The sequence below is a fragment of the Rathayibacter sp. AY1H3 genome (assembly GCF_002932015.1).
In genome coordinates, this window is sequence record NZ_PSUU01000010.1 from 59387 (window position 1) to 85229 (window position 25843).

Here is a 25843-nt window from a genome sequence, read left to right on the forward strand (position 1 = left end):
TCCAGACAGGAGAGAACGATGACCTCGTCCGACACCACCACCACAGGCGCCCCCCGATCGAGCGGGCGCATCGGCCTCTGGCTGATCGGGGCCCGGGGCAGCGTCGCCACCACGGCCGCCGTGGGCCTGCACGCCATCGCCGCCGGAGCCGCGCCCAGCTCGGGCTGCGCCACCGCGACCCCCGCCTTCGAGGACGTCCCGCTCGCCGGGTTCGCCGACATCGTCATCGGCGGCCACGACGTCTCGCCGACCCCGCTGCTCGAGAAGGCCACGGGCCTCGCGGCCGGCGGCATGTTCCCGACCTCGGTCGTCGCCGAGGTGGCCGACCGGATCGACGCGACCGACGCCGAGATCCGCCTCGCCCCCTCCGACGCCGCGTCGCAGCAGGAGGAGATCGACCGCCGGGCCGCCGACATCGTCGCCTTCCGCGAGCGCCACGGCCTCGCCCGGGTCGTCGTGATCGACGTCGCCTCGACCGAGGTGCTGCCGGCCGACCGTCCCGAGTTCCACGACCTCGCCGCTCTGCGCGCCGCCCTGGCGCGTCCGGGCGAGCGCCTCCTGCCGCCGAGCTCGATCGCCGCCCTCTCGGCCGTCGTCGCGGGCGCGGCCTACGCCTGCTTCACTCCCTCGACCGCGCTGGCTCTGCCGGCCCTGGAGGAGTGGGCCGCCGAGGCCGGGATCCCGATCGCCGGCCAGGACGGCAAGACGGGGGAGACCCTGCTCCGCAGCGTGCTCGCGCCGATGTTCACGGCGCGCGGGATGCGCGTGCTCTCGTGGGCGGGGGCGAACCTCCTCGGCGGCGGCGACGGGCAGACCCTCGCCGACCCGGAGGCGGTGCGCTCGAAGCTCGTCTCGAAGAACCGCGGACTCCGCAGCCTCCTCGGCGACGACGTCGTCACTCCGCTCCACATCGACAACGTCCCGGACCTCGGCGACGTCAAGACCGCCTGGGACCACGTGCACGCGGAGGGCTTCCTCGGCTCGCGGATCACGGTGCAGACGATCTGGTCGGCGTACGACTCGGCCCTCGCGGCGCCGCTGATCCTCGACCTCGCCCGCCTAATGGCGCTCGCGGACGAGGCCGGCGTCTCGGGCCCGGTCGGCGAGCTCGGCTTCTTCTTCAAGGACCCGTGGGGCAGCGACGTGCACGGCTTCGCCGAGCAGACGGCGGAGCTGGTGGCCTGGTCCGCCCGCACCGGCGCGCTCGTCGCCGAGCGCCGCACCCCGGTGACGAGCGGGACGCGGAGCGATGGCTGAGCTGCGCGACTACCTCGAGCTCGTCCGCGCGAAGGCCGCGCTGACCGTGATCGGCGACACCGTCGCCGGCGGAGCGTGGGCGGGCCGCGGACTGGGAGCGCGCACGGTCGCGCTCCCGCTGTCCTCGGCGCTGCTCTACTCGGCGGGCATGGCGCTCAACGACTACGCGGACGCCGAGCTCGACGCCCGGGAGCGGCCCGAGCGGCCGATCCCCTCGGGGCGCATCCGGCGCTCGGCGGCGCTGGGCACGGCGGCGGCGCTGACCGCGGCGGGGATCGCCGTGGCGGCCGTCGTGGACGGGCGGCGCTCGCTCGCGCTCTCGCTGCCGCTCGCGGCCGGGATCTGGTCGTACGACCTGCTCGCGAAGCCGACTCCGCTGGGCCCGGTCGTGATGGCGGCCTGCCGCGGTCTCGACGTGCTGCTCGGCGCGGGCGTCGACGGCGTGCGCGCGGCGGCCCCCGCCTCCGCCGCTGTGGCCGCGCACACGCTCGGCGTCACCGTGCTCTCGCGCGGCGAGGTGCACGGCACCACCCCGGTCGCGGCGGGAGCGGTCTCGGCCGGCACCGCGGCGATCGCGCTGTCCACCGCGGCCGGCGCTCTGGCCGAGCGCCGGGCCGCCCCCGCCGCGGTCGTCGCCGCGGGCCTCGGGCGCTGGCTCCTGCTCGTGCTCACCGCGCAGCTGCAGGCCGTGCGGACGCCGACGGCCGCGGCCGCGCGGACGGCGACCCGCGCGGGCATCACCGGGATGATCCCGCTGCAGGCCGCGCTCGCCGGTCTGAAGCGTCCCGAGCTGGGGGCGGCGCTGCTCGCGCTCGACGCGCTCGGCTCCCTCCTGCTCCGCCGCCCGCGGACGGCGGACATCACATGAGCGCCACCGGACCCGTCCTCGGCTACGGCACCAACGGCTTCGCCGACCACACCCTCGACGACGCGCTCACGGTGATCCACGCCGCGGGGTACCGCGCCGTCGCGCTCACCCTCGGGCACCCGCACCTCGATCCCTTCGCGGCCGACTGGCGCGAGCGGACGCTGGCGCTCCGGTCGCGGCTCGACGAGCTGGGCCTGCGCGTGGTCGTCGAGACGGGCGCGCGGTACCTGCTCGACCCGTTCGCGAAGCACCGCCCCACGCTGGTCGACGAGGAGGCCGGCCTCCGGGTCCGCTTCCTCGAGCGCGCGATCGAGATCGCCGCGCTGCTGGGCGCCGACGCCGTCTCCCTCTGGTCGGGGGTCGTGCCGGAGGGCGCCGATGCGGCCGCGGCCTGGCGGCTGCTCGTCGAGCGGATGCGCGGCGTCGTCGCGACGGCCGAGCGCCACGGCGTGCGGCTGGCCGTCGAGCCCGAGCCGGGGATGCTGGTGGAGACGGTCGCCGACGCGCTGCTGCTGCGCCGCGAGCTCGGCGACCCGGAGTCGGTCGGGCTGACGGTCGACCTCGGCCACTGCGTCGTGGTGGAGCCGGACGGCGTGGTCGGAGCCCTCCGCAGCGCCGGGGACCTGCTGCTGAACGTGCAGGTCGACGACATGCTCCCGGAGCGGCACGAGCACCTCGAGCTCGGCACCGGATCGCTCGACCTCGCGGCCGCCTTCGCGACCCTCGCCGAGATCGGCTACCGCGGGATCGCCGCCGTCGAGCTGCCCCGGCACTCGCACGACGCGCCCCGCCTCGCTGTGGCGAGCCTCGCGGCGATGGAGGAGGCGCTCGGCGGCGCCTCCTCGCACGCCGAGCACCCGTGGACCGCGGCCGCCCGCTCCGCCGTCCTCGAGCGCCCGTCGCGGATCGAGCGCTTCTTCCCCGCCGCGGGCCGCGAGGCCGGACGCGAGCCGCTCCGGCCCGCCGAGGACCCGCACGGCCTCGTCCACGGCACGCACGACGACGCGGCCCGCGCCGCCCTGGTGCAGGCCGCCGCGCAGGCGCTCGGCGACGACGACCTGGCCGCTCTCCTCCTCCGCCTCTACCGCGGCGGGGACGGCGCCGAGCGCCGCGGAGTGCTGGCCGGGCTGAACGCCCTCGGCGACCCGGGACCGGCTACGACCCTCGCCGGCCTCGAGCTGACCGCCGACGCCCTGCGCGCCAACGACACCCGGCTCGTCGCCGCGGCGATGGGCTCCTTCGCCCGCCGCCACCTCGACGCGCACGCCTGGCGGCACGGGGTGCTCAAGCTCGTCTTCCTCGGCGTCCCGCTCGCAGCGGTCGCCGGGCTGGAGGAGCGCAGCGACGCCGAGCTGCGCGCGATGGCCGGCCGCTTCGCGGACGAGCGCCGCGCGGCCGGGCGCCCGCTCCCGGACGATCTGGCGGTGCTCCTGCCGAGCTGACCGCCCCCGAACGCCGCCCCGACCGCGGGGCACCACCACCGATGAGAAAGGCGCGACGATGCGCATCTTCGACCCGCACATCCACATGACCTCCCGCACCACCGACGACTACCAGGCGATGTTCGACGCCGGCGTCCGCGCGGTCGTCGAACCCTCCTTCTGGCTCGGACAGCCGCGCACGAACGTCGGCTCGTTCACGGACTACTTCGACGCCCTGATCGGCTGGGAGCGCTTCCGCGCCGCGCAGTTCGGCATCCGCCACCACTGCACCATCGGGCTCAACCCGAAGGAGGCGAACGACCCGCGCTGCCGGGCCGTCCTGCCCGAGCTCGACCGCTACCTCGCCAAGGACGGCGTCGTCGCGGTCGGCGAGACCGGCTACGACTCGCTCACCCCCGAGGAGGACCAGGTCTTCCGCCAGCAGCTCGAGCTCGCCGGCGAGCACGGCCTCCCCGCGATGGTGCACACCCCGCACCGCGACAAGGAGTCGGGCACCCGCCGGACCCTCGAGGTCGTCGCCGACTCGGGTCTCGAGCCCGGGCGGGTCCTCGTCGACCACCTCAACGAGGTCACCGTCGACGCGGTCCGCGACTCCGGCTGCTGGATGGGCTTCTCCATCTACCCCGACACGAAGATGGACGAGACCCGCCTGGTGACGCTGGTCGAGCGGATCGGGCTGGACCGCGTGCTGGTCAACTCCGCCGCCGACTGGGGCCGCTCCGACCCGCTCACGACCGCGAAGACCGGCCGCCTCCTCCTCGTCGCCGGCTTCAGCGCGGGCGACGTGGACCGGCTGCTCTGGCAGAACCCGGTCGAGTTCTACGGGCAGAGCGGACGCCTGGACCTCTCGCCCGTCGCGGGCTTCGACGTGCAGGAGTCGGCCGGCCGCACCTTCGAGGGCAACTCCGTGCTCCGGGGCGCGCCGCGCGTGGCGGAGGTCGTGTGATGCACCTCTCCTACTGCACCAACGTCCATCCCGCCGAGGACCTGGCCGGGGTCGTCCGCCAGCTCGACGTCTACGCCGGGCCCGCGCGCGTGGCCGCCGGGCTCGCCCTGGTCGGAGTCGGCCTGTGGATCCCGCGCGACCTCGCGGCCCGCCTGGTCGCCAGCGCCGAGGACCGCGCCGTCCTCCGCGCGGCCCTGCAGCGCAACGGCCTGGAGGTGCGCACGCTCAACGCGTTCCCGTACGCCGCGTTCCACGCCGAGGTCGTGAAGCTCGACGTCTACCGCCCCGACTGGACCACGCCGGAGCGCCTGCAGTACACGATCGACTGCGCGCGGATCCTGGCCGACCTGCTGCCCGCCGGCGCCGACGGCAGCATCTCGACGCTGCCGCTGGGCTGGCGCGAGGGCTGGGGACGGGAGCAGGACGAGGCCGCCTGCCGGAACCTCGCCCGGCTCGTCGAGGAGCTGCGCGACCTTCGCCGCTCCACGGGCCACGCGATCCGCCTGGCGATCGAGCCCGAGCCCGGCTGCATCCTCGACACCGTGGACGACGTCGTCGACTGGCTGCACCCGCGGATCGGAGTGGTCGACCCGGCGTACGTGGGCTTGTGCCTCGACACCTGCCACCTCGCCGTCTCCTTCGCCGACCCGGTCTCGGCCGTCCGCCGCATCCGCGACGCGGGTCTGCGCGTGGTCAAGGTGCAGGCCTCGGCCGCGCTCCACCTGGAGGATCCCTCGGGCCGCGCCGCGCTCACGCCGTTCGTCGAGAAGCGCTACCTGCACCAGACCCGCGAGAACGGGATCGACGGGGTGCTCCGCGTCGACGACCTGCCCGAGGCGCTGGACACGCTCCCCGGCACCGGCCCGTGGCGCGTGCACTTCCACGTGCCGCTGCACCACCGGCCGGAGGCGCCGCTCTCGGCCACCACTGCCGTCCTGGCGGAGGCGGTCTCGGCGGTCGACGCCGCCTGGCCGTACGACGAGATCCACCTCGACGTCGAGACCTACACCTGGTCGGTGCTCGCCGACGCCCCGAGCGACCTCTCGACGGGCATCGGCGCCGAGCTCGCCTGGGCGGCCGCGCACCTGCTCACGCCCGCCTCCCGAGAGGCGCTGCTGGCGCCCCTCCTCCCGCAGGCGGCGGCGCTGTGAGGCCCGTGCTGCTGCTCGACGTGGTCGGGCTGACCTCGACGGCGCTCGCCGACATGCCCCGCCTCTCTCGGCTGGCCCGCGCGGGCGGGCGCCTGCCGCTGGACACGGTCCTGCCCGCGGTCACCTGCAGCGTGCAGTCGACCATGCTCACCGGCTCGATGCCCGCGCAGCACGGGATCGTCGGCAACGGCTGGTACTTCCGCGACCTCGGCGAGGTGCACCTGTGGCGCCAGCACAACCGCCTGGTCACGGGAGAGAAGGTCTGGGAGACCGCGCGCCGGCTGAGCGGGGAGCCGTACCGCGCGGCCAACATCGGCTGGTGGTACGCGATGGGGGCGACGACCGACGTCACCGTCACTCCGCGCCCGATCTACCACGCCGACGGCCGCAAGTCGCCGGACGCGTACGTGCGCCCGCCGGCGCTGCACGACGAGCTGGTCTCGCGCTTCGGCGCCTTCCCGCTGTTCCAGTACTGGGGGCCGACCGCGTCGCTCCGCTCGACCCAGTGGATGGTCGACGCGACCCGGCATGTGCTGGCGGGCGACGGCTCCGGCCCGCCCGAGCTGACCACGGCGTACCTGCCGCACCTCGACTACGACCTCCAGCGCTTCGGACCGGACTCGCCCGAGGCGCGCCGGGCCGCGTCGGAGCTCGACGTGGTGCTCGCTCCGCTGCTCGACGACGCGGAGGCGCTGGGCGCGTCGGTGATCGTGGTCGCCGAGTACGGGATCGCCGACGCCGACACTCCGGTCGACGTGAACCGGGCGCTCCGCCGCGAGGGCCTGCTCGAGGTCTACGTGCAGGACGGCCGCGAGCAGCTGGACCCGTGGACGTCGCGCGCGTTCGCCGTCGCCGACCACCAGGTCGCGCACGTCTACGTGCAGGACGCGGCGGACCTGCCGCGGGTGCGCTCGATCCTCGAGGGGCTCGACGGCGTCGACGAGGTGCTCGACCGGGAGGCGCAGGCCCGCTACGGCCTCGACCACGAGCGCTCGGGCGAGTTCGTCGTGGTCGCCCGGCCGGGGGCGTGGTTCACCTACTACTACTGGCTCGACGACGACCGCGCGCCCGACTTCGCCCGCGGCGTCGACATCCACCGCAAGCCCGGCTACGACCCGGCCGAGCTCTTCTTCGATCCGGCCGACCCGCTGGTGAAGGCGAAGGCGGCGGGCAACCTGGCCAAGAAGGCACTGGGGCTGCGCTACGCGATGAACCTGGTGCCCCTGGACGCGTCGCTCGTGCGCGGCACGCACGGGAGGCTGCCGTCCTCGTCGTCGGACACTCCGCTCGTGCTGGCCTCGGACGCGGACCTGCTGCCGGCCGGAGCCGCGTCGCTCCCGGCCACCGCGGTGCGCGACCTGGTGCTCGCGGCGCACGGCCCGGCCCTCGCGAAGGAGGCGTCGGCGCTCGCGCGCTGAGGGAGGGGACGCCCGGCGGCCTGCGCCCGGGTACGGGCCGTCGGGCGTCGGGGGCTCAGCCGAGGTCGCTGCGGCCCGACGCGAGCTCAGGCGAGCTCGCCGCGGGCCGCAGCGGGCTTCGTCCGGGCCGCCGGGGGCTCAGCGCGGCACGAGCCCGGTGAGCCGCGCCGTCAGCCGCTCGACGGGGCCGGCACCGAGGAACCGCCACCACAGCACGGCGGCCGTGCACAAACCGAGCACGAGGGCGAGAGCGGCGAGCGGAGTGTCGGCGGAGTAGCCGAGGCCCGCCCGCGCGAGCGCTGCGACGAGAGCCACCTGCAGCACGTAGACCGAGAGCGCGAGCGTGCCGATCGCCCGGAGCGGCACCAGCAGCCGCTGGACAGCGGGGGAGCGCGACGTGGTCGACAGCACCACCGCGACGTAGGCCAGGAGCACGAGCCCGAGGTCGTGCAGGGTGTCCGGGAGGCTGCCGGAGGGCGACTCCACGCCGAGCAGGAGCGCGACCAGCGGCCGCACCGGGTACGCGACGACCGCGACCGCCGCGAGCACCGGCAGCAGCCGGTCGCGCTGCGCGCCGTGCCGCAGCAGCAGGGCTCCGAGGAGGAAGAAGGGGAGCAGGTTGGTCGCGCGGTAGCTCGGCCCGGTGAAGAGCCAGAGGGCGAGCGGAGAGCCGGATGCGGCGGCGGCGACCGCGGCGTTCGCGGGCCCGGCGGCGAGCGCGAGCGCGGCGGCCAGCGCGGCGATCGTCCGGGAGCGGAGGAGGAGCAGCGGCGTGCCGAGCACGAGCACGACGCCGAGGTACTGCAGCACGATCGCGATCCAGCTGCCCCAGGTCTCGAGCCAGACGCCGAGCGCCACGAGCACCGCGCTGCGGATCGCGTTCCGCAGCAGCACCCGCCCTGGCGAGGCACCGGGCCGCGCGAGCACCAGGGCCGCCGACATCCCCATCACCAGCGCGAACAGCGGCGACGCGAGATCGTTGACGTTCCACGCCAGGAACCCGACGACCCCCGTGCGGGCGCTCGGCACGAGCGGCATCGCGTGCGCGACGAGCATGGCCGCCACCGCCACTCCGCGCAGCACGTCGGGGGCGACCAGTCGGTCGTGCCGGAGTCGCGGAGCCGTCGCAGTCATCCCGCGAGAGTAGGCGCGGCCCCGCCGCCGCGCCCCGCGCGAGCGCACCTCGCGCCACCGGCCGTCCGCCGGGCCGTCGGCCGCGGCGCCGCCCGCCCCGCCGACGTGCGCTGCTGTCCGCTCCGCTCCGTCGGCCCGGCCTCCGGCCGCCCGCTCCGATCCGTCGCTGACGGCCCGTTCCGTCCTCCCGCACGGGCCGTTCGTGACGGATCGACGCGCGACGCCGTCCGGCAGGCCCGCGCTCGCTCCGCATGCGGCGCCCAGCCGCGCCCGGCCCGCTCCGATCCGTCGCGGACGGCCCGTCCTGCGCTCCTCCGCGGGCCGTGAGCGACGGATCAGCGCCCGCCCGCGCCGCCGCCTCGCGCGGATCCCCGCCGCGATGCCCCGGCCTCGCCAAGGCCTGCTCCGATGCGTCGCGAACGGCTCCTTCCGTCCTCCCGAAGCGACCGATCGTGACCTTTCGGCGCCCGCTCATCCGTACGCGCGCCCGCGCCGCCGCCTCGCGCTCGGCACCGCCGCGACGTCCCGGCCTCGCATCGGCCTGCTCCGATGCGTCACGAACGGCTCCTTCCTCCCTCCCGAAGCGACCGATCGTGACCCCTCGGCGCCCGCGCGCGAGCGGCCTGCGCCCGGCCCCCACCGAGCACGACCAGGCATGCTGGACGGATGACCGACGCCGCCCCGTCCCCCGACCGCCCGCGCCGTGCCCGCAGCCAGCACGTGCTCACCGTGCTGCGGACCGAGCGCCTCACCGGCCACCTGGTCCGCGTGCACCTCGGCGGCGACGGGCTCGACGCGTTCCTCGCCGAGTCCGACCCCGAGCGCCTCGCCGCGACCGACCGCTACGTGAAGCTCCTGCTCCCGCCGCGCGGCTCCGGCCTCCAGCCGCCCTTCGACCTCGACGCGCTCCGGGCGAGCGTCGCCCCCGAGCAGCTGCCCGTGCGCCGCACCTACACCGTCCGCTCGGTCGACCTCGAGCGGCGCTCGATCGCCGTCGACTTCGTCGTGCACGGCGACGAGGGAGTGGCGGGACCGTGGGCGCTCGCCGCGGCTCCCGGCGACCGGATCGCCCTCTCCGCGCCCGGCGGCGCCTGGTCGCCGAGCGCCGAACCCGAGGCCGTGCACCTGCTGCTCGGCGACGACTCCGCTCTGCCGGCGATCGCCTCCGCCCTCGAGGGGATGCCCGCGCACGCCCGCGGCCTGGTCCTGATCGAGGTCGACTCGGCCGCCGACGAGCTCGATCTTCCCGCCCCGGCCGGAGTGGAGGTGCGCTGGCTGCACCGCGGCGGTCTCGAGGCCGGCCGGGCGCTGGTCGCGGCCGTCCGGGCCGAGCGGAGGCCCGAGGGCGTGCTCGAGGTCTTCGCGCACGGCGAGCGCACGGCGATGAAGCAGCTGCGCACCCTCCTGCAGGACGAGTGGGGCGTGGAGCGCCGGGCGCTCTCGCTCTCGGCCTACTGGGCTCTCGGCCGCGCCGAGGACCGCTTCCAGGCCGAGAAGCGCGAGCCGGTCGGCGCCATCTTCGCCGACTGACGCGGGAGCGCACTCCGTCCGCGCACCTCCGGGAAGGGACCAGCCTCGGACCCACCTCTACTCCGGTCCCCACGACCGGACCGTCCGATGGCGGTCCGGCCCTGCGAGCCTCGCGCCCGCCGCCCCCGCCGTTGTGCGGGCTGCTCGACCGACACGATGAGGAGAGCCCCCGTGGGAGTGCTGATCTTCGGCGCCTGGCGGCCCCGGATCGAGTTCGAGGACCGGACGCTCGCGCACGTGCGGATCGCGGTGCGCGCGCGGATGGAGCAGGGACAGCCGTTCCGCTTGACCTGGAGGACGCTGCAGGCGTCGGAGCCGCGCTCGCACGCGATCCTCGTGCAGCCGAACGCGGTGCTGGAGTACCGCTTCGATCATCCCTGTCTGCACGCCGTGAACCGGCTCTGGCTGCGCGAGCTCCTCACCCCCGCGTCCGGGCGCGACATGGTCGTCGCCGCCGAGCCCGAGCAGGCGCCGATCCTCGGTGACGACCGTCCGTCCCCGGTTCCCGAGGGAGGGCTCGCGGCCTAGTCGGAGCGGAGCCCCTCACTGCCGGGCGAGGCCGACCGGGAGCCCGCCCGCGAGGGCGGCGGCGGATCCGAAGAGCAGCGCCCCCACCCCGCCGAGGGCGGTGGCGACGACGGTGTTCAGCACGGCTCCGACGAGCGCGAAGCCCAGCACGTTCGGCAGCGAGAGGATCGCGTCGAGCTCGACCTGATCGCCGACGACCTGCTCGAGGAGCGTGTCGGCCTGGGTGAAGAGGTCCGAGTGCACGAGCAGCGGATGGGCGACCAGGACGGCGACGAGGCCGAGTATCGCGAGCGCGAGGCCGAGCAGGAACGAGAGCTTCACGGCCGACCAGAAGTCGACGTGCACGAGCGTGAGGCGGAGCGGAGCCGGATCGCCGGCCGGCTTCCCGGAGCCGGTCAGCGGGCGTCAGCGGCGCGCTGGTCGGCGGCGACGACGTCGACGACGACGAGGGCTGAGGCGGCGGCGAGGGCGAGGGCGCGGTTCACGAGGGTCTCCTGGGGCGGGACGGGCGCCGGGAGCAGAGGCTCGGCGGCGTTCTGCCAGAGTCCCGGGCCGGAGGAGTCCGGTGCGTCGTCCGGGAGTCGCGTCCGGTGCGCCTCGGGGATGACCGCGCGTCCGCTGCTCCCTCCGACAGCCCGCCTCCCGCCGAGGGCCCCTCCTCTCCGGCGTGCGGTCGACACGGATCGCCGCCTGCCGCTCGCAGGACCTCCCCCGCGCGGTGGATCCTGCCCGGACACGGAGCGCCGCGCAGGACGCCGCGGCCACCGCCCCAGCGGGACTCCCGCCGACACGGATGTTGCACCGCCGCCGCAGCCGGACATGTACCTGTGACTCCGCGAAAGGGGAACCATGAGCATCCGCTCCCGAGACGACTTCTCCGAGCTGTACCGCGCCCACTACGACGACCTGCCCCGCTTCGTCCGCCGCCGCGCTCCCGCCGCGACGGTCGACGACATCGTCGGCGAGACCTTCCTCGCCGCCTGGCGTCGCCGGCAGGACCTGCCGGAGAACGTGCGGCCCTGGCTGTTCGGCACGGCCCGGCACGCGATCCTCAACGCCGCCCGCGGCGAGAACCGCCGGCAGGCGCTGGCCGTGCGGATCGGGACCCTCGCCCCGGAGGAGCAGGCCGACCGGTCGGTCGGCGACCGCCTCGACCTGGCGAGCGCGTGGAAGCGGCTGCCCCTCGCCGAGCAGGAGGCTCTGGCCCTCCACGTGTGGGAGGACCTCCCGCAGGCCGAGGCGGCGCAGGTGCTCGGCTGCTCCCGGGCCGCCTACGCGATGCGGCTCACCCGCGCGAAGCGGCGGCTGGCGGCGCTGCTCGCCCCCCTCGACTCCACCCTCCTCTCCCGCACGGCAGAACGGACCCTCTCATGAACGACCAGCTCCTCGACCTGCTCCGCGCGCACGACGCCGAGCCCCGCACCCCCCTCACCGCTGGCGAGGCCGCACGTCGGGACGCGCTCCTCGGCGAGATCCTGGTCAGCGCGGACGCGGCCGCTCCCCGTTTCTCCGCCCCCGCGACTGGGCCGTCGCCGGCGCGGCGACCGTGCTCCTGGCCGCCGCAGCCGCCGCCGCGGTGATCGTCGTGGTCCCGGGTCTCATCCCCGGCACAGGCTCCGTCGGGCTGAACCGCGCGGTGCTCGCCTCCTGGACCGCGATCCCCGAGCGCATCCTGCCGAGCTCCGAGCTCGGGCAGTCGGCGACGCAGTGGTGCGCGACGAACCTGCAGAGCCCCAACGGCGAGGCCGGGCCGGCGGAGGTCTCGCACCTCGACGCGCGCGGCGACGCCGCCTCGATGATCTACCGCTTCGACGACTCCCTCTACTACTGCCTCAGCGCCGGGAACGGCGCGGGGATGTGGGAGGTGGCGGACGCCGCACCGGTCGGCCCCCTCGCCGCGGACGCGGTCCAGCTCAGCTCGGCCGGAACCTTCGGAGAGGGGGACGCCGCTCTGATCTACGCGGTCGGCTTCGCGGGCGCGGACGTGGAATCGGTGGTGCTGAACGAGGCCGGCGTCGAGCCGGTCGTCGCGACCCTCGAGGGCGGCTCCTGGACCGCCTGGTGGCCCTCGTCCGACGGTCTCGCCGCCGGGCCCGCCGACACGGTCACGATCACCACCCGGGACGGCTCGAGCCGCGAGGTCCCCGTCGACTCCCTCTACCGCCCGTGAGCGGGTCGCGGCACTCCCGTTCGGACGGGCCGGAGCAGGAGGGGACGGGTGCGCGCGTCCTGTCCACGCGCTTCACCGACGTCCACTACCTCGACGAGGGACCGGTGGACGGCACTCCGCTCGTGCTCGTGCACGGCTTCCCCGACGTCCCCGCCACCTGGGACGGCGTCCTGGAGCTGCTTTCCCCCGGGCTCCGGGTGGTGCGCCCCTTCCTGCGCGGGGTCGGGCGGACCCGTGTCGTCGACCCCGGGGCGCGGTCCGGGCAGGTGGCCGCGCTGGCCACCGACCTGCTCGATCTCCTCGAGGCGCTCGACCTCGGGCCTGTCGTGCTCGTCGGCCACGACTGGGGAGCGCGGACCGCTCACGCCGTCGCGGCGCTCGCGCCCGAGCGGGTCGGCGCACTGGTCACCCTCGCCACCGCGTACGGACCGTCGAGCGAGCTGAGCGGCGGCGAGGTCCTCGACGACGCCGCCGCGGCCTGGTACCGCTACTGGCTCTGCACGGCAGCCGGAGCGGAGGCGTTCCGGGGCGACCCGGCGCAGCTCGTCCGCTGGGCCTTGCGGGAGTGGTCGCCTCCGGGCTCCCTCCCGCCGGAGGCCCTGGAGGAGGTCCTCGCGGCGACGGCGTCCAGCGGCTTCGCCGACACGGTCGTCGACTACGACCGGCACGGCGCCGGGGAGGCGCCCGGCCGGGCCGTGTACCGCGCCGCGCAGGAGGCCCTCGACGCCTGGCCGCGCGTCGACGCGCCGACGACCTTCCTCCTCGGGACGGCCGACGGCTGCGAGACGCCCGCCCTCGCACGGGCGAACGGCCGGTACTTCTCCGCAGGCCGGGAGCTGATCGAGCTCGACGGCGTCGGCCACTTCGTGCAGCGCGAGGCCCCCGGGGCGGTCGCGGCCGCGATCCTCCGGCACCTCCGACCGCTCGCCCCCTCACCCGCGCCTCCGGTGACGCGTTAGAGCGTCTCCGGCCGCGGGCGGTCCGTGCCCACCCCGCGGACGCTCCTGCTGGAGGCCGCGAGGAGCGAGGCGACGAGGACGACCGCGGCGCAGCCGAGCAGGGTGCGGTCGAGCCCGACGAGGTCGGCGAGCGGGCCCACGAGCGCCTCCCCGAGCGGCACGGCGAGGAAGGAGCCGACCATGTCGTAGGAGTAGACCCGGGCGAGCGCCTCGCGGGGGACGTGGGTCTGCAGCGACTGGTCCCAGGCGATGGCGAAGATCTCGAGCGCGACTCCGCCGAGGGCGAAGGCGAGGAGGAGGGCGGGGAGCGCCGGGAGGATCCCGAGGGCGGCGACCGGGACGGCCGTCACCGCCATGAGGGCGACGCCCGCCCCGAGCGCCCGGCGGGGCCGCCAGCGCAGCGCGATCACGGCCCCGATCACCAGGCCGACGGTCTGCGCGGCGATCACGAGTCCCCATGCCGCTCGGCCGAAGGACCGGTCGGCGACGACCGGGCCGAGGACCGTGGTCGCGCCGACGAACGCGGCGTTGACGGCGGTGAACTGCGCCACGACGATCCACACCCAGCGCCGGCTCGTGAACTCCCGCCACCCCTCGCGGAGGTCGGCGAGGACGGAGGCGCCCGGGCCCGAGCGGACCGTCCGCGGCAGCCGCACACGGGAGTAGAGGACCGCGGCCAGGGCGAAGCCCGCGGCGTCGACCGCCAGCCCCCACCCGGGACCCACCAGTGCGACGAGCGCGGCCCCGCCCGAGGCGCCGACGATGCTCCCGGCGTTCAGGCCCAGGCGGAGCAGGGCGTTGGCCGGGCGGAGCTCGCCGACCGGCACCGTCTCGGGGACGAGGGCGGCCGCGGCGGGCAGGCTCATCGCCGCGACGGCGCCGTTGAGCACGCTGAGCACGACCAGGGCCGCGACGGTCGCTGTCCCCGTGATCACCGTCACGGCGACCGCGGCCTGAGTGGCCGCCGCCGCGAGCGAGGTGCCGACGAGGATCACGGAGCGGGGGAGCCGGTCGGCGAGGACGCCGCCGAGCAGCAGGACGGCGACGTTGGCGAGGGAGCGCGCGGCGACGACGAGTCCGAGGTCCGTCGGCGAGCCCGTCAGGTCCAGCACGGCGAAGGCCAGGGCGATCGGAGCGACGGCGTTGCCGAGGACCCCGGTCGTGCGGGCGGCGAGGAGCCAGCGGAAGGGGCCGTGCGCGAGAGGACCGTGCGCCAGCGGCCCGCGCCCGTCGCGGGTCACGGCCGGCGGAGCGGGAACATGGCGGTCGTCATCGACACCGGCGAGGTACCGGGCGTCCTCGGCGGCCGGGCCGCCGCGTGCAGCAGCGCGGACGCCTCCCCGACGTGCCGCACCACCCGCCGCCAGACCTCGGGGTCGACCCAGAGCTCCGCGTCCGTCGAGAGCTGAGGACCGTCCGCCCGGCTCGACGAGCGCCGCCGGAGCTCCTCGATCAGGGCCTCGAGGTGCAGGTCCCGCTCCTCCTCCGGCCCGGCGTCCACTGACGCGGTCACGTCGAAGGGCCTTCCGGAGGCCTCGTGCCGGTACCTCTTCGCCTCGCCGCCCCGCAGGCGCACGGTCTCGACGACGGCCACGAGCCCGGCGCGCTCCAGCACGCGGAAGTGGTAGCTCGCCGTCGCCTGCGACAGCTGCAGCTCGCGGGCGGCCTCCGCGGCGCTCATCGCCGCTCCCGTCACCAGGGACAGCAGGCGGAGGCGGATCGGATGCGCGGTGGCGCGCAGCTCGTCGAGAGAGGACATGCGGCCATGGTGACCGGCGGCTCCCGCACCGTCAAACAGGGCTTTGGGGGTGGGGCGGCGCTCATCGGGCCGCTCCGGTGCACATCGGGCGGCGCTCGCCGGGCCGCTCTGACGAGCGATCCGGAGGGCCCACCGCTCTCCCCAGCGATCAGGGATCGGGGCCCGGAGTCGTCCTCCGGGCCCCGTCGCTCAGACCTGGGCGGTGCCGCTGTCCTCGACCGGGCCGGACGCGTCCGACTCCTCGGTGATCTCGGTGTCGGTCTCGTCGGCGCGGTCGCGGAGCGCGTCGGCCATCGCGCCGGCGCCCTCGGCTCCGTGGTCGTGCTCGACCTGGTCGATCAGGCCGCCGAGCTTCTCGTCGTTGCTGGCGTCCTCGGCTCCGTCCATCACGGGGCTGTTCTGCTCGTTGTCGCTCATGGCGCTCCTCCTGGGTCGACCGGCCTCTGCGCCGGTGGTCCGACGCTACGCGCGCGGCCCGTGCGGTGCAGGTGATCGACGGGAATCGGCCGGTCCGCTATCGGGGTGCCGAGCGACGTTCCCGGTCATCCCCGAGTCGAGCGGATATCGCTTTCCACCCTCCGGAGAAGTGAGCGGATATCGCCTGTCGAATGAGCCCCTATCGCCTTCCGGCGAGGTGAACAGTTCTCTCAGAGAAGTGCCCCTCGGAGACCCTCCCTGCTATGATCGGGCGACTTCTGCACCAGGGACCGGGGGTCGTTCTCGGCGGACGATCGATCATCCACACGCCTGTTATCTCGATCATCACCAGTGAAGGCGCGTATGGCTTCGTATCTCTTCGTCTGCTCCGGCGGCGGGCATCTCAAGGAGATGTTCGCCCTCTCGGGGCTCCTCGGAGTCGACCCGGAGGAGCAGCACTGGGCGACCGTCGACAGCGCCCTCAGCCGCACCCTCCTCGCCGACCGGCGCGTGACCCACCTCGCCGATCCGCCGCCCCGCGCCGTGGTGCCGGTGCTCCGCAACGCGATGATCGGCCGCTCCCTGCTGGCCCGCGGGTCCTTCGACGCCGTCTTCAGCACCGGCGCCAGCCCCGCCCTCTCCTTCCTGCCGCTCGCGGCCTCGCGCGGCATCCCCGCGCACTACATCGAGAGCGCCGCCCGCGTGCTCGGCCCGTCGATGACCGGTCGGATCCTCGCCCGGGTCCCCGCCGTCTCGACCTACACCCAGTACCGCTCCTGGGCCGACGACCGCTGGAGCTTCGGCGGCTCGATCTTCGACACCTACCGCGTCGAGGACGTCGTCCCGCAGCCGATCCGCCGCGCCGTGGTCTCGGTCGGCACGCAGGACGGCTACCCGTTCCCCCGCTTCTTCGCCGCGCTCGCGCCGCTGCTCGAGGGCGTGGAGGTGCTCTGGCAGACCGGAGCGAACGACGTCTCCGGGCTCGGGATCGACGGCCGCCACTCCGTGCCGCACGACGAGCTCAACGCCGCGATGAAGGCGGCCGACGTCGTCATCGCGCACGGGGGAGTGGGCACCGCGCTCAGCGCCATCGAGCAGGGCCGGGTGCCGATCCTGGTTCCGCGCCGCGCCTCGTTCGGCGAGCACGTCGACGACCACCAGGTGCAGATCGCCACCCGCCTGGCCGACTCCGGCCTCGCGGTCACCGTCGACATCGAGGGCCTCTCCCGCGAGACGCTCGAACTCGCCGCGGCGAGGCGGGTCGTCTCCGCCGATTCCGCCGTGCCCTTCGTGGTGCACGAGACGGCCGAGAAGTCCTCGGGCCTCTCCCGCCGTCTCTTCCCCTCCTCCCGCTGATCCCCGCCCGAGCGACCAGACGTGATGAGAACGACATCCACGCGTCATCCGCGGCCCGTACACTCTCGAATGGGTTGGGGGGCCGGACGCCACTTCATGTGCGTCGAATTCGGAATGGTCGGCCGACTCGACACTGATTCTGAAAGCTCCGAAGGATTCTCGATATGACTGACACCCCGCGCGGCCTCTCGCGCCGCCTCCTGCTCGCCGCCTCCGCTGTCGGAGCCGCCGCGACCGCCTCCGCTCTCGTAGCGACCCCGGCGCTCGCCGCGCCGAACTACAGCGTGATCCCGAAGCTTCCGGGCGAGGTCTCGCGCCTCGACACCGCGTTCTCGAAGAACGGCAGGAAGCCTTACGAGATCATCGATGTGAAGATCGGCGGCGACTCCACCCGCCTCTTCGTCCCGCACTCGGCGAAGCCGAAATCAGGCTCCTCGGTGCCGGTCGCCTGGTTCTACCACGCCAGCGGCAGCGACTACACGTCGCTCTACTTCGCCTACAGGTACTCGGCCGATCCACTCGTCGACCTGGGCTTCGTCAGCATCTGTCCGGACTTCGGCGGTCCGAGCAACTACACCAACCCCACGGCGCTCGCCGTGCAGACGGCCGCCACAGCCTGGGTGCAGAACCTCTGGGACGTCCGCGCGAGCTTCCTCCGCTCGAACTCCGGCGGCGGAGCGATGATGTGCTGGGCCTACGCGAAGAAGATGGTGCCGAACATCTACGGGGCGTACCACGCCAGCAGCGTCTTCGACGTCGAGGACCTCGCGGCGCGCGATACCAGTCCGTCGAACCGCGTTCTCGCCGTGTACGGGGGAGACCGGGCGCTGATGCGCGCGACCAACCCCGCCCGGCTGCCGCAGGACGCGTGGAAGGGCATGCGTCTGCGCGTCAGCGCCGGCACGGCCGACAAGCTCGCTCCCGCCGAGCTCCACGGCGGACGCCTGCGTCGCCTGGCGCTCCCCGTCGCCAGGGAGGCGACGATCGCTTACCACAGCGGCGCCGAATTCGATAATGGTCACGTCGTACCGGAGTTCACCAACAAGGACTCGGTCGCGACCTTCCGCCGCTGGCTTCAGGAGGGCCCCGCCTGATCCGCGGCAGGACCGACGCGACCCCTCCTCCCCGGGGGTCGGCGCCAGGGTCGAGCAGTGGAGGAGGAGGGCACGGCATCGCAGGCGTCCCAGCCGCCGAGAGGCGGCTCGCGAGGGCATCGCGATCCTCATCGAGGCCGACGGGACCACTCCCGTGAGCGCCGCACCGCCCGCCCCCTCCTCCACCACTCCGCTCCGACGCCAGAAGGACTCCCTGACGTGATCGACATCCTCCCGCGACGACTCCTCGTCGGCGCGCTCTTCTCGGTCGCCCTGGTGATCGTCCTCGGGATGGGGTACATCTTCTCGACCCGGGAGCCGGGCACCGGCCTCCTGGTGATCGCCGCCGGAGTCGGCGGCATCGTCGGCGCCTACGTGCTGCTGCGGGTCCCCGCGCACTGGCTGCCGGCGATGGCGCTCGCGTTCTTCGCGCTCGTCCCGACGCCGCTGACCCCCTCGACCCTGACGTTCCGCATGACGCTCTGGGCCGTCATCCTCGTGATCTGGGCGATCCGGCGCGGGCTCGCTCCCGAGCTGTGGCGCGCCCCCGTCAAGGCGTGGACCCGCGAGCTCGTGCTCTCCCCGTGGCGGGCCGTGGTGATCCTCGCGTTCATCGCCCTCATGCTCTGGTCGGCCCTGGCGACGGTGCGCAGCTCCTACGCGACCGAGGGCGTCTCGTGGATGTTCAGCTTCGCGATCTGCGTGGGCGTGCCGATGCTCGTCTTCGACGCCCAGCGCGAGGCCGTGCTGCTGCGCAAGACGTGGGTGATCCTCTCGGGGCTGCTCGCCCTCTACGCCGCCCTCGAGCTGGTCGCGCAGAGCTCCCCGATCCTCGGTGCCGTCTACGGCGCCCTCGGCTACGAGCAGGACCAGCACTGGTCGCTCTACCGCGCCGAGATCACCTTCGGCCACCCGCTGCTCGCCGGCACCTTCCTCACGGTGGGCGCCGGTCTCGCGTTCGGCTCCTGGCTCCAGGGCTCCCGCAAGTCGGACCTGCTGCTGGGCATCCTGGCCTCGGGCGGCGTCGTCGCGACCGTCTCGCGCGGACCGATGGCGGCCATCGCCGTCGCGGTCGTCGTCGCGCTCGTCGCCGTGGGCTTCCTCAACCCGAACCGCTCGCTGCTCCGGCCCGGCTCGATCCTGATCGCCGGGCTCGTCGCGGGTGTCGGAGTCCTGAACTTCGAGCCCGTCACCGCCCGCAACAACAACCTCGACGCCTCCATCTCGGCCGGCGCCCGCGACCTCGCGGTGACCGTGTCGCTGAAGGCGGCCGAGCTCACGCACTGGCTCGGCTCCGGAGCGGCGACGTCCGGCATCAGCGGCAGGCGGTTCTCGGACGTCGTCATCGAGAACTCGTTCCTGCAGCTGCTGATCAGCGTCGGCATCCCCGGCCTGCTGCTCTTCGTGATCATGGTGGCCGCGATGTTCGGCGCCACACTCAGCCGTCGCGACGTCGGTCCTGCGGCGGGCCTGCTCGGCTTCATGGTCTGCCTCGCCGGCTACAACGCCATCGACGCGGTCCGCCCCAGCCACCTGCTCCTGGGATTCCTCGTCATCATCTGCCTCAACCCGGTGCACGTCCCCGACTTCTCGAAGGGCATCCGGATGCGCCAGCCCCTCGGGGCGAGGATCTTCGACGCGCCGATGGCCGTCGGGATGCGGGGCGAGCGATGAGCCGCCTCGCCCGCAGGAACGACTCGTCGCCGGCCGCGCTCGTCGTCCAGCAGTCGCTCGCGCCGCCGGACTCGACCACGCAGTACGTCGACTCGATCGTCGACGGCCTGGCGCCCGGCGTCGAGCTGCTGTTCTTCTCCTGGCGCAGCGCCCTGCTCGCCGACTACGACGTGCTGCACGTGCACTGGCCCGAGCTGATGATCCGCGGCCGCAGCCCGCTGCACCGCTTCCTCCGCCGCCGCGCCCTCGACGTGCTGCTGGTGCGCCTCGCGCTCCAGCGCATCCCGCTCGTGCGGACGGTGCACAACCTGCACCCGCACGAGCTCGGTCCCGCCGCCGAGCGCCGCTCGCTGGCCCGGGTCGACCGCGCGACCGACCTGTTCGTCCGCCTGAACCCGACGACCGTCGCTCCCGGCCGGGCGCCCGCCGTCACCGTGCTGCACGGCCACTACCGCGACCAGTTCGCGCAGCACCCGCTGCCCGAGCGCGAGCACGGCCGCGTCCTCTACTTCGGCATCATCCGCCCGTACAAGGGCGTCGTCGAGCTGATGGACGTGTTCCGCGGCGTGGAGGACGACTCCCTCTCCCTGCACGTGGTCGGCAGCCCCAGCACGGGCCAGCGCGAGCTGGTCGAGGAGCGGGCCGCCCGCGACACCCGGGTGCGCACCACGCTCCGCCGGGTCGACGACGCCGAGATGGTCGACGAGATCGGCCGGGCCGAGCTGATCGTCCTTCCCTACCGCGAGATGCACAACTCCGGCTCGATCCTGGTCGCCCTGTCGCTCGGCCGGCCGATCCTGGTGCCTCGCACGCCCACCAACACGGCCCTGGCCGAGGAGGTCGGCAGCGACTGGGTGATCGAGTACGACGGCGAGCTCACCCCCGAGCTGATCACCGCCGCTCTCGAGCGCACGCGCACCCGGCCGCCGGAGGGGCTCCCCGCCCTCTCCGGTCGGGACTGGGACGTGCTCGGACTCCAGCTCAAGAAGGCCTACGAGGGCGCGATCGCCACCAAGAAGGGCTCGACCCGATGACCGGGACCACGCAGAAGCCGTCACCGAGCCTCAGCCGCTCGGCGAGCCGCGGCGCCGCCGTCACCATCGGCGGGCAGGCGATCCGCATCGCCGTCCAGCTGGGCGGCATCGTCATCCTCGCGCGCCTGCTCTCGCCGGCCGACTACGGCCTGCTCGCGATGGTCACGGCGATCATCGGCATCGGCGAGATCTTCCGCGACTTCGGCCTCTCCTCCGCCGCCATCCAGGCGAAGGAGATCACGCCGGGCCAGAAGAGCAACCTGTTCTGGATGAACTCGGGCATCGGCCTCACCCTCACCCTGGTGGTCATCGCGGCCTCCTGGCCGATCGCCGCCCTCTACGGCGACGACCGGCTCCAGCTGCTGACCGTCGTGCTCTCCTCGACGTTCCTCCTCAACGGAATCTCGACGCAGTTCCGCGCCGACCTCGCCCGTCACCTCCGCTTCGTGAAGATCACCCTGGTCGACATCGTCGCCCAGGTGCTGGGCCTCGTGGTCGGCGTGCTGATGGCGCTCGGCGGCGCCGGCTACTGGGCGCTGGCCGGGAGCCAGATCGTGCAGCCGCTCATCAGCGTGCTGATGCTGGTCTTCATCACGGGCTGGCGTCCCGGCCGCTACCGCCGCGGCGAGGCGATGGGCCACTTCCTCCGCTACGGAGGCGGGGTCTTCGCGACCCAGGCGCTGACCTACGTGAGCAAGAACGTCGACTCCGTCATCATCGGCGCGCGCTTCGGCCCGGTCGACCTCGGCCTCTACAACCGCGCGTTCCAGCTGATGATGCTGCCGCTGCAGCAGTTGAACTCTCCGGTGCAGCGCGTGGCACTGCCCGTGCTGTCCAAGCTGCAGGACGAGCGCGAGCGGTTCCGCACGTTCATCCTCTTCGGCCAGTCGGCGATGCTGACGGCGATGGGCCTCGTGCTCGCCGTCCTCGGCTCCCAGTCCGACTCGGTCATCCGGATCCTGGTGGGGGAGCGCTGGCTCGCCTCGGTCCCGATCTTCCAGATCCTGCTCGTGGCCGGGTTCTTCCAGGCCACGGCGTACTGCTCCAACTGGGTGTTCCTCGCCAAGGGCCTCGTGCGCCAGAGCGTCTGGTACAGCCTGGCGACCCGCCCGCTGATGGTCGTCCTGATCCTGCTCGGCTCCAACTGGGGAGTGACGGGCGTCGCGGTCGCGTACGCCGGCTCGCTCGCCCTCACCTGGCCGACCGCGCTGATCTGGATCGGCCGCACCTCCGATGCCCCCGTCCGCGAGATGTTCACCAACGGCCTCCGCAGCGGCATCACGTTCGGATCGATCACGGTGGGCGCCTACTTCTCCACCGTCTGGATCGCCGCCGACCAGCCCGTCCTCCGCCTCCTCGTGGGCGGCGCCGCCGTCCTGGTCGGGGTCGGGCTCTGGATGCTGATCCTCCCCGCGTTCCGCCGCCAGATCCTCAGCCTCGCCGACCTGCGCCGCCACTTCCGCCGCAGCCGCCCGGCCGCCGCTCCGGCCCCGGCCACGGTCGACGCCATCAGCCCCACCGGCGACAGCGCGCTGGTCGACGGAGCCGTCACGGCCGGCATCCCCGACTCCGAGCGGCCTCCCGCCGCCGTTCCTCCCACCGAAAGAGATCGATGAAACTCAAGCTCGGCGTCGTCAAGTCCTGGAAGAAGGACTTCGTCACGACGACCCGCCTGCCCGCCCGACGCGACGCGGCGGTGCTCCGCGCCGCCCTCGCGGACCTCCGACCCGAGCCCGAGTCTCACCTCGTGATCGCCGCTCCCGGCAGCGGCAACATCGGCGACCAGGCCATGCTGGAGGCGTTCCTCGAGAACACCACCGGCCCCGTCGTGGTCGTCCAGCGCTACGCCGGCGACGTCGTGATCCCCGAGGAGCAGGCCGACCGGGTCGAGGTCGTCGAGCTCCCGCACCTGGTCTACGGAGTGGGCGACGCGCACGCCGCCGATCTCCGCGCCTACGCCGCGCTGATCCGCCGCGCCCGCTCGGTCTCGGTCGTCGGCGCCGACATGATGGACGGCAAGTACAGCCTCCGCGGCTCGGTCCGCCGCTCCCTGCTCGCGCAGGCCGCCGCCGAGGCAGGGGTGCCCACGCGCGTCCTCGGCTTCTCCTGGAACGCGGCGGCCCGCCTCGCCGCCCGCCGCTCCCTGATCGCCGCCTCCCGCGCCGGCGTCGTCCCGATGCTCCGCGACCCGCTCTCGGCGGAGCGCGCCCGGAGCATCGGCGTGCAGCGCGTCGAGGAGGTCACCGACATCGTCTTCTCGGCGCGCACCCGCGACCGCAGCTTCCGCGAGGATCTGGGACTGCCCGAGGGCGTCCCCTTCGCGCTCGTGAACGCGAGCGCCCTCGTCGCCGGCATGGTCGACCAGGTGCCGGAGTACGAGCGCATCGTCGACCGCCTGCGCGCGGCCGGCGTTCACGTCGTGCTCCTCCCGCACGTCTCCCGCCCCATCGGCGACGACAAGGTGGCCGTCCGCGCGGTCGCCGAGCGCGTGGGAACCGAGGGCGTCACCGTCGTCGACCGCGTGCTCATGCCCGCCGAGATCCGCGGCCTCGCCGAGGACGCCCTGCTGACCGTCACCGGGCGGATGCACCTCGCGATCATGTCGCTCTCGCTCGGCGTCCCCGCGATCACCCTCGCCACCCAGGGCAAGGTCGAGGGCATCATGCGCCTCATCGGCCTGCCGCAGCTGTGCGTCGAGCCGGTCCCCGGCTTCGCCGACCGCGTCCTCCCGGTGATCGACCGCATCCTCGCGGAGCCGGGCGACGGCGGCGTGCGCGCCACCATCGACTCGGCCATGCCCGAGGTGCGCCGCCTCTCGGCGCTCAACACCCGCGGCCTCGGCGCGGAGGTCGTGCGATGAGCGCGGCGCAGGAGAAGGGACCGCGCATGCGGATCATGTTCGTCGTCACGTCGCTGCACGGCGGCGGGGCCGAGTTCGTCGCCCGCACCTGGATGGGCTGGCTCCTCGAGCAGGGCCACCACGTCGACGTCGTCACCACCTCGGTGAAGGGCACCGACGAGTACCTCCCCGAGGGCGCGGTGCTGCACCGCATCGGCGAGGGCAAGGGCCACGTCGGCAAGGCGCGGATGCTCAAGGAGCTGTTCCGCCGCCGCACCCCCGATGTCGCGGTCGCCCTGCAGGGCTACCCGAACATCGTGCTCCTGGCCTCGGCGGAGATGACCGCGAAGGCGGACCGCCCGAAGACCATCGTGAGCGAGCGCAACCTCGTCTCGCTCGGCATCCCGGGCTTCTCGAAGACCCAGAAGGTGCAGCTCGGGCTCGCCAAGACGCTCTACCGCCGCGCCGACCACGTCATCGCGATCTCGCACCCCGTCGCGGGCGAGCTCGTCGCCGGTTTCGGCGTCTCGGGCGAGCGCTGCACCGTCGTGCCGAACCCGGCGACCGCCAAGGTCGACCGCTCCCGCCAGGTCTCGCGCACCCCCGGCACTGCGGCGGGCCTGCAGATCGTGCTGCCCTGCCGCCTCGTCGTCCAGAAGCGTCCCGAGCTCGCGATCCTCGCGGCCGAGGAGCTGGAGCGCCGCGGCATCCCCGCGAAGGTCGTCTCCTTCGGCGGCGGCCCGCTGCTCGGCAGCATGAAGGCGGAGGCGACCGCGCGCGGCGTGGACTTCCAGGACATGGGCTGGGTCGAGGACTGGTTCCACCACTTCGACGAGAACGCCGTCGTGCTGCTCCCGTCGCTGCGCGAGGGCTTCGGCAACGTGCTGGTCGAGGCGGCCGCCGCCGGCGTCCCCTCGGTCGCCGTGTCCGGGGCGCTCGGAGTCGCGGACGCGATCGTCCCCGGCCTGACCGGCGAGCTCGCGCTCACCCCCTCCGCCTCCGACCTCGCCGACGCGCTGATCCGCGCGAGCGAGCTCGAGATCACCGGCATCGACCGCTGGCTCGACCGCTTCTCGCTGGAGTCCAGCGGCCGCGACCTCGAGACGGTGCTCCGCCGGGTCGTGGGGCAGAAGTGACCCTCGTCTCGGTGGTGGTCCCGGCGCACCAGGAGGAGGCGCACCTCGCCTCCGCCCTGGAGCGCCTGCTGCGGCAGACCCACGCCGAGCTCGAGATCCTCGTGGTCGACGACGCCTCGACCGACGGGACCGAGGCGATCGGCCGCGCGTTCGCCGAGGAGCACGAGCGGATCCGCTACCTGCGCCAGGACGAGAACCAGGGCGTCGCCGCCGCTCGCGAGCGCGCCGTCGGCGAGGCCGCCGGCGAATGGGTCTGGCTGGTCGACGCCGACGACGAGTGGCCGGAGACCGCGGTCGAGGCCATGCTCACCGCGGGGGAGGCGGGCCGCGCCGACGTGGTGGTCGCCCAGGCGGTCACGGTCGACGCCACCGGATCCACGCCCGTCGGCTCCCTGCGCGGCCCGCTCGCGCTCTCGGGCCGGGGCGCCTTCACCGCGCTCCTGGTCGGGGAGCTGACCGGGCACCTCTGGAACAAGCTGTTCCGCCGCGAGCTCTTCGACGGCATCGACTTCACTCGGATCCGCCAGCACTCGGACCAGGCGCAGGTCGCGCAGCTGCTCGCCGCGGCCGACGAGGTCGTCGTCGTCCCCGACTCCGTCTACGAGTACCGCCTCCGCTCCGGCTCGATCATCCGCTCGGGCGCGAAGCGCGCCGACTCGCTCGCCGGGCTCGCCGCCGTGATCGAGCGGACGGCCCGCGGGCTCGACCCGCGCATCCTCGACTCGCAGGACTACTCCTACTACCGCGCGCGCTTCTCCCTGCTCTCCCGCTTCAAGGACGCCACCTCGGGCGCGCACAGCCCCGAGGAGGCGGACCGGCTCTGGCGGGCCGCGCACGACGAGGCGGGACTCCGGCACCTGGTCGCGCTCGTGCGCCGGCGCGACCTCAAGCGCTCCGTCCTCTTCGGGCTCGCCGCCGCGGCGCCCGCGCTCTACCGAGCGGCGATGAGCGCCGGGAACGGACGCCGGTGACCGTCTTCTCCATGGTGAGCGGAGAGGCCGGAGTGCGCTTCCCGGCAATCGAGTCCTCGTCACTATTCCGTCGAATGTGCGGCGCGGACGATACACCCTTAGTCTTGATCCTCGGTCGCATTCTGCGACCGAGCCTGCGTCCTTCTCTGAGCCTTGTTCA

The 25843-nt window shown here is 74.1% G+C and carries 24 protein-coding genes; 19 read left to right on the forward strand and 5 right to left on the reverse strand.

Translation table 11 applies throughout. The features are described 5' to 3' along the window. Positions 1 to 18: 18 nt before the first annotated feature. Genes C5C33_RS05965 through C5C33_RS05990 form a run of 6 tightly spaced genes read left to right on the forward strand, consistent with a single transcriptional unit; the run spans position 19 to position 7082 of the window. Positions 19 to 1257, forward strand: a complete 1239-nt coding sequence (locus C5C33_RS05965) for an inositol-3-phosphate synthase (RefSeq protein ID WP_104260661.1) — start codon at positions 19 to 21, stop codon at positions 1255 to 1257. Further along, positions 1250 to 2125 (forward strand): SCO3242 family prenyltransferase, encoded by an 876-nt coding sequence (locus tag C5C33_RS05970; protein WP_219814940.1) that lies wholly within the window; start codon positions 1250 to 1252, stop codon positions 2123 to 2125. Before C5C33_RS05965 ends, C5C33_RS05970 begins: the two co-directional genes overlap by 8 nt. Continuing rightward, positions 2122 to 3567, forward strand: coding sequence for an EboA domain-containing protein (locus C5C33_RS18955; protein WP_104260662.1), 1446 nt, complete (start codon positions 2122 to 2124; stop codon positions 3565 to 3567). The genes C5C33_RS05970 and C5C33_RS18955 overlap by 4 nt, the downstream gene beginning before the upstream one ends. Positions 3568 to 3625: 58 nt before the next feature. Next, positions 3626 to 4513, forward strand: a complete 888-nt coding sequence (locus C5C33_RS05980) for a TatD family hydrolase (RefSeq protein WP_104222466.1) — start codon at positions 3626 to 3628, stop codon at positions 4511 to 4513. Continuing rightward, complete coding sequence (eboE, locus tag C5C33_RS05985; RefSeq protein WP_104260679.1) at positions 4513 to 5664, forward strand: metabolite traffic protein EboE; 1152 nt, start codon at positions 4513 to 4515, stop codon at positions 5662 to 5664. The genes C5C33_RS05980 and eboE overlap by 1 nt, the downstream gene beginning before the upstream one ends. Beyond that, the gene (locus C5C33_RS05990) at positions 5661 to 7082 is read left to right on the forward strand and encodes an alkaline phosphatase family protein (protein WP_104260663.1); all 1422 of its coding nucleotides are present in this window, start codon (positions 5661 to 5663) and stop codon (positions 7080 to 7082) included. The genes eboE and C5C33_RS05990 overlap by 4 nt, the downstream gene beginning before the upstream one ends. A gap of 138 nt (positions 7083 to 7220) precedes the next feature. Here C5C33_RS05990 and C5C33_RS05995 read toward each other — a convergent pair whose 3' ends face one another. Beyond that, on the reverse strand, positions 7221 to 8216 hold the full coding sequence (locus C5C33_RS05995; protein ID WP_104260664.1) for a DUF418 domain-containing protein: 996 nt from the start codon (positions 8214 to 8216) through the stop codon (positions 7221 to 7223). Between the two features lie 666 nt (positions 8217 to 8882). Here C5C33_RS05995 and C5C33_RS06000 point away from each other — a divergent pair. Together C5C33_RS06000 and C5C33_RS06005 are read left to right on the forward strand one after the other, a co-directional pair. Next, positions 8883 to 9746 carry a siderophore-interacting protein gene (locus tag C5C33_RS06000; RefSeq protein WP_104260665.1) on the forward strand — a complete coding sequence of 288 codons (864 nt, stop codon included), beginning with the start codon at positions 8883 to 8885 and terminating at the stop codon, positions 9744 to 9746. Between the two features lie 171 nt (positions 9747 to 9917). Then, the gene (locus tag C5C33_RS06005; protein WP_104247657.1) at positions 9918 to 10274 is read left to right on the forward strand and encodes a hypothetical protein; all 357 of its coding nucleotides are present in this window, start codon (positions 9918 to 9920) and stop codon (positions 10272 to 10274) included. A 15-nt stretch (positions 10275 to 10289) separates the two neighbouring features. On the opposite strand, the gene C5C33_RS06010 is transcribed toward C5C33_RS06005, so the two are convergent. After that, positions 10290 to 10673: a DUF3566 domain-containing protein gene (locus C5C33_RS06010; protein WP_104247656.1), complete on the reverse strand. Its 384-nt coding sequence runs from the start codon at positions 10671 to 10673 to the stop codon at positions 10290 to 10292. A 450-nt stretch (positions 10674 to 11123) separates the two neighbouring features. Here C5C33_RS06010 and C5C33_RS06020 point away from each other — a divergent pair, with 450 nt between their 5' ends. The 3 genes from C5C33_RS06020 to C5C33_RS06030 all read left to right on the forward strand — a co-directional run bounded on the left by C5C33_RS06020 (position 11124) and on the right by C5C33_RS06030 (position 13403). Beyond that, on the forward strand, positions 11124 to 11648 hold the full coding sequence (locus tag C5C33_RS06020; RefSeq protein ID WP_104247654.1) for an RNA polymerase sigma factor: 525 nt from the start codon (positions 11124 to 11126) through the stop codon (positions 11646 to 11648). Between the two features lie 172 nt (positions 11649 to 11820). Further along, positions 11821 to 12444, forward strand: a complete 624-nt coding sequence (locus tag C5C33_RS18420; RefSeq protein ID WP_181136199.1) for a hypothetical protein — start codon at positions 11821 to 11823, stop codon at positions 12442 to 12444. Beyond that, positions 12441 to 13403 (forward strand): alpha/beta fold hydrolase, encoded by a 963-nt coding sequence (locus tag C5C33_RS06030; protein ID WP_181136200.1) that lies wholly within the window; start codon positions 12441 to 12443, stop codon positions 13401 to 13403. Before C5C33_RS18420 ends, C5C33_RS06030 begins: the two co-directional genes overlap by 4 nt. Here C5C33_RS06030 and C5C33_RS06035 read toward each other — a convergent pair. From C5C33_RS06035 to C5C33_RS06045, 3 genes are all read right to left on the reverse strand, one after another. Then, the gene (locus C5C33_RS06035; RefSeq protein WP_258069188.1) at positions 13400 to 14644 is read right to left on the reverse strand and encodes an MFS transporter; all 1245 of its coding nucleotides are present in this window, start codon (positions 14642 to 14644) and stop codon (positions 13400 to 13402) included. The genes C5C33_RS06030 and C5C33_RS06035 overlap by 4 nt on opposite strands. Beyond that, complete coding sequence (locus tag C5C33_RS06040) at positions 14641 to 15162, reverse strand: helix-turn-helix domain-containing protein (RefSeq protein WP_104260669.1); 522 nt, start codon at positions 15160 to 15162, stop codon at positions 14641 to 14643. The genes C5C33_RS06035 and C5C33_RS06040 overlap by 4 nt, the downstream gene beginning before the upstream one ends. 189 nt (positions 15163 to 15351) lie before the next feature. Further along, positions 15352 to 15579: a hypothetical protein gene (locus C5C33_RS06045; RefSeq protein WP_104222474.1), complete on the reverse strand. Its 228-nt coding sequence runs from the start codon at positions 15577 to 15579 to the stop codon at positions 15352 to 15354. Positions 15580 to 15942: 363 nt separating this feature from the next. Here C5C33_RS06045 and C5C33_RS06050 point away from each other — a divergent pair, with 363 nt between their 5' ends. The 8 genes from C5C33_RS06050 (at position 15943) to C5C33_RS06085 (ending at position 25683) form a co-directional block, all read left to right on the forward strand. Then, positions 15943 to 16935 carry a glycosyltransferase gene (locus C5C33_RS06050; RefSeq protein ID WP_104260670.1) on the forward strand — a complete coding sequence of 331 codons (993 nt, stop codon included), beginning with the start codon at positions 15943 to 15945 and terminating at the stop codon, positions 16933 to 16935. A 164-nt stretch (positions 16936 to 17099) separates the two neighbouring features. Then, positions 17100 to 18029 carry a S9 family peptidase gene (locus C5C33_RS06055; protein WP_104260671.1) on the forward strand — a complete coding sequence of 310 codons (930 nt, stop codon included), beginning with the start codon at positions 17100 to 17102 and terminating at the stop codon, positions 18027 to 18029. Between the two features lie 219 nt (positions 18030 to 18248). Continuing rightward, complete coding sequence (locus tag C5C33_RS06060) at positions 18249 to 19703, forward strand: O-antigen ligase (protein ID WP_104260672.1); 1455 nt, start codon at positions 18249 to 18251, stop codon at positions 19701 to 19703. Further along, positions 19700 to 20737 (forward strand): glycosyltransferase, encoded by a 1038-nt coding sequence (locus C5C33_RS06065; RefSeq protein ID WP_104226616.1) that lies wholly within the window; start codon positions 19700 to 19702, stop codon positions 20735 to 20737. The genes C5C33_RS06060 and C5C33_RS06065 overlap by 4 nt, the downstream gene beginning before the upstream one ends. Continuing rightward, the gene (locus tag C5C33_RS06070) at positions 20734 to 22353 is read left to right on the forward strand and encodes a lipopolysaccharide biosynthesis protein (protein ID WP_104222479.1); all 1620 of its coding nucleotides are present in this window, start codon (positions 20734 to 20736) and stop codon (positions 22351 to 22353) included. Before C5C33_RS06065 ends, C5C33_RS06070 begins: the two co-directional genes overlap by 4 nt. Further along, a complete protein-coding gene (locus C5C33_RS06075; RefSeq protein WP_104260673.1) occupies positions 22350 to 23597 on the forward strand; it encodes a polysaccharide pyruvyl transferase family protein in 1248 nt (415 codons plus the stop codon). The genes C5C33_RS06070 and C5C33_RS06075 overlap by 4 nt, the downstream gene beginning before the upstream one ends. Next, on the forward strand, positions 23594 to 24712 hold the full coding sequence (locus tag C5C33_RS06080) for a glycosyltransferase (RefSeq protein ID WP_104226619.1): 1119 nt from the start codon (positions 23594 to 23596) through the stop codon (positions 24710 to 24712). The genes C5C33_RS06075 and C5C33_RS06080 overlap by 4 nt, the downstream gene beginning before the upstream one ends. Continuing rightward, positions 24709 to 25683, forward strand: coding sequence for a glycosyltransferase family 2 protein (locus tag C5C33_RS06085; protein WP_104260674.1), 975 nt, complete (start codon positions 24709 to 24711; stop codon positions 25681 to 25683). Before C5C33_RS06080 ends, C5C33_RS06085 begins: the two co-directional genes overlap by 4 nt. Positions 25684 to 25843: the final 160 nt, after the last annotated feature.

Coding starts and splice junctions, on each gene's coding strand:
- C5C33_RS05980 (WP_104222466.1), top strand. CDS start 3,626: ATGCGCATCTTCGACCCGCACATCCACATGACCTCCCGCACCACCGAC.
- C5C33_RS06020 (WP_104247654.1), top strand. CDS start 11,124: ATGAGCATCCGCTCCCGAGACGACTTCTCCGAGCTGTACCGCGCCCAC.
- C5C33_RS06065 (WP_104226616.1), top strand. CDS start 19,700: ATGAGCCGCCTCGCCCGCAGGAACGACTCGTCGCCGGCCGCGCTCGTC.
- C5C33_RS06040 (WP_104260669.1), bottom strand. CDS start 15,162: ATGTCCTCTCTCGACGAGCTGCGCGCCACCGCGCATCCGATCCGCCTC.
- C5C33_RS06045 (WP_104222474.1), bottom strand. CDS start 15,579: ATGAGCGACAACGAGCAGAACAGCCCCGTGATGGACGGAGCCGAGGAC.
- C5C33_RS05970 (WP_219814940.1), top strand. CDS start 1,250: ATGGCTGAGCTGCGCGACTACCTCGAGCTCGTCCGCGCGAAGGCCGCG.
- C5C33_RS06075 (WP_104260673.1), top strand. CDS start 22,350: ATGAAACTCAAGCTCGGCGTCGTCAAGTCCTGGAAGAAGGACTTCGTC.
- C5C33_RS06000 (WP_104260665.1), top strand. CDS start 8,883: ATGACCGACGCCGCCCCGTCCCCCGACCGCCCGCGCCGTGCCCGCAGC.
- C5C33_RS06070 (WP_104222479.1), top strand. CDS start 20,734: ATGACCGGGACCACGCAGAAGCCGTCACCGAGCCTCAGCCGCTCGGCG.
- eboE (WP_104260679.1), top strand. CDS start 4,513: ATGCACCTCTCCTACTGCACCAACGTCCATCCCGCCGAGGACCTGGCC.
- C5C33_RS06050 (WP_104260670.1), top strand. CDS start 15,943: ATGGCTTCGTATCTCTTCGTCTGCTCCGGCGGCGGGCATCTCAAGGAG.
- C5C33_RS18955 (WP_104260662.1), top strand. CDS start 2,122: ATGAGCGCCACCGGACCCGTCCTCGGCTACGGCACCAACGGCTTCGCC.
- C5C33_RS06080 (WP_104226619.1), top strand. CDS start 23,594: ATGAGCGCGGCGCAGGAGAAGGGACCGCGCATGCGGATCATGTTCGTC.
- C5C33_RS05995 (WP_104260664.1), bottom strand. CDS start 8,216: ATGACTGCGACGGCTCCGCGACTCCGGCACGACCGACTGGTCGCCCCC.
- C5C33_RS06055 (WP_104260671.1), top strand. CDS start 17,100: ATGACTGACACCCCGCGCGGCCTCTCGCGCCGCCTCCTGCTCGCCGCC.
- C5C33_RS05965 (WP_104260661.1), top strand. CDS start 19: ATGACCTCGTCCGACACCACCACCACAGGCGCCCCCCGATCGAGCGGG.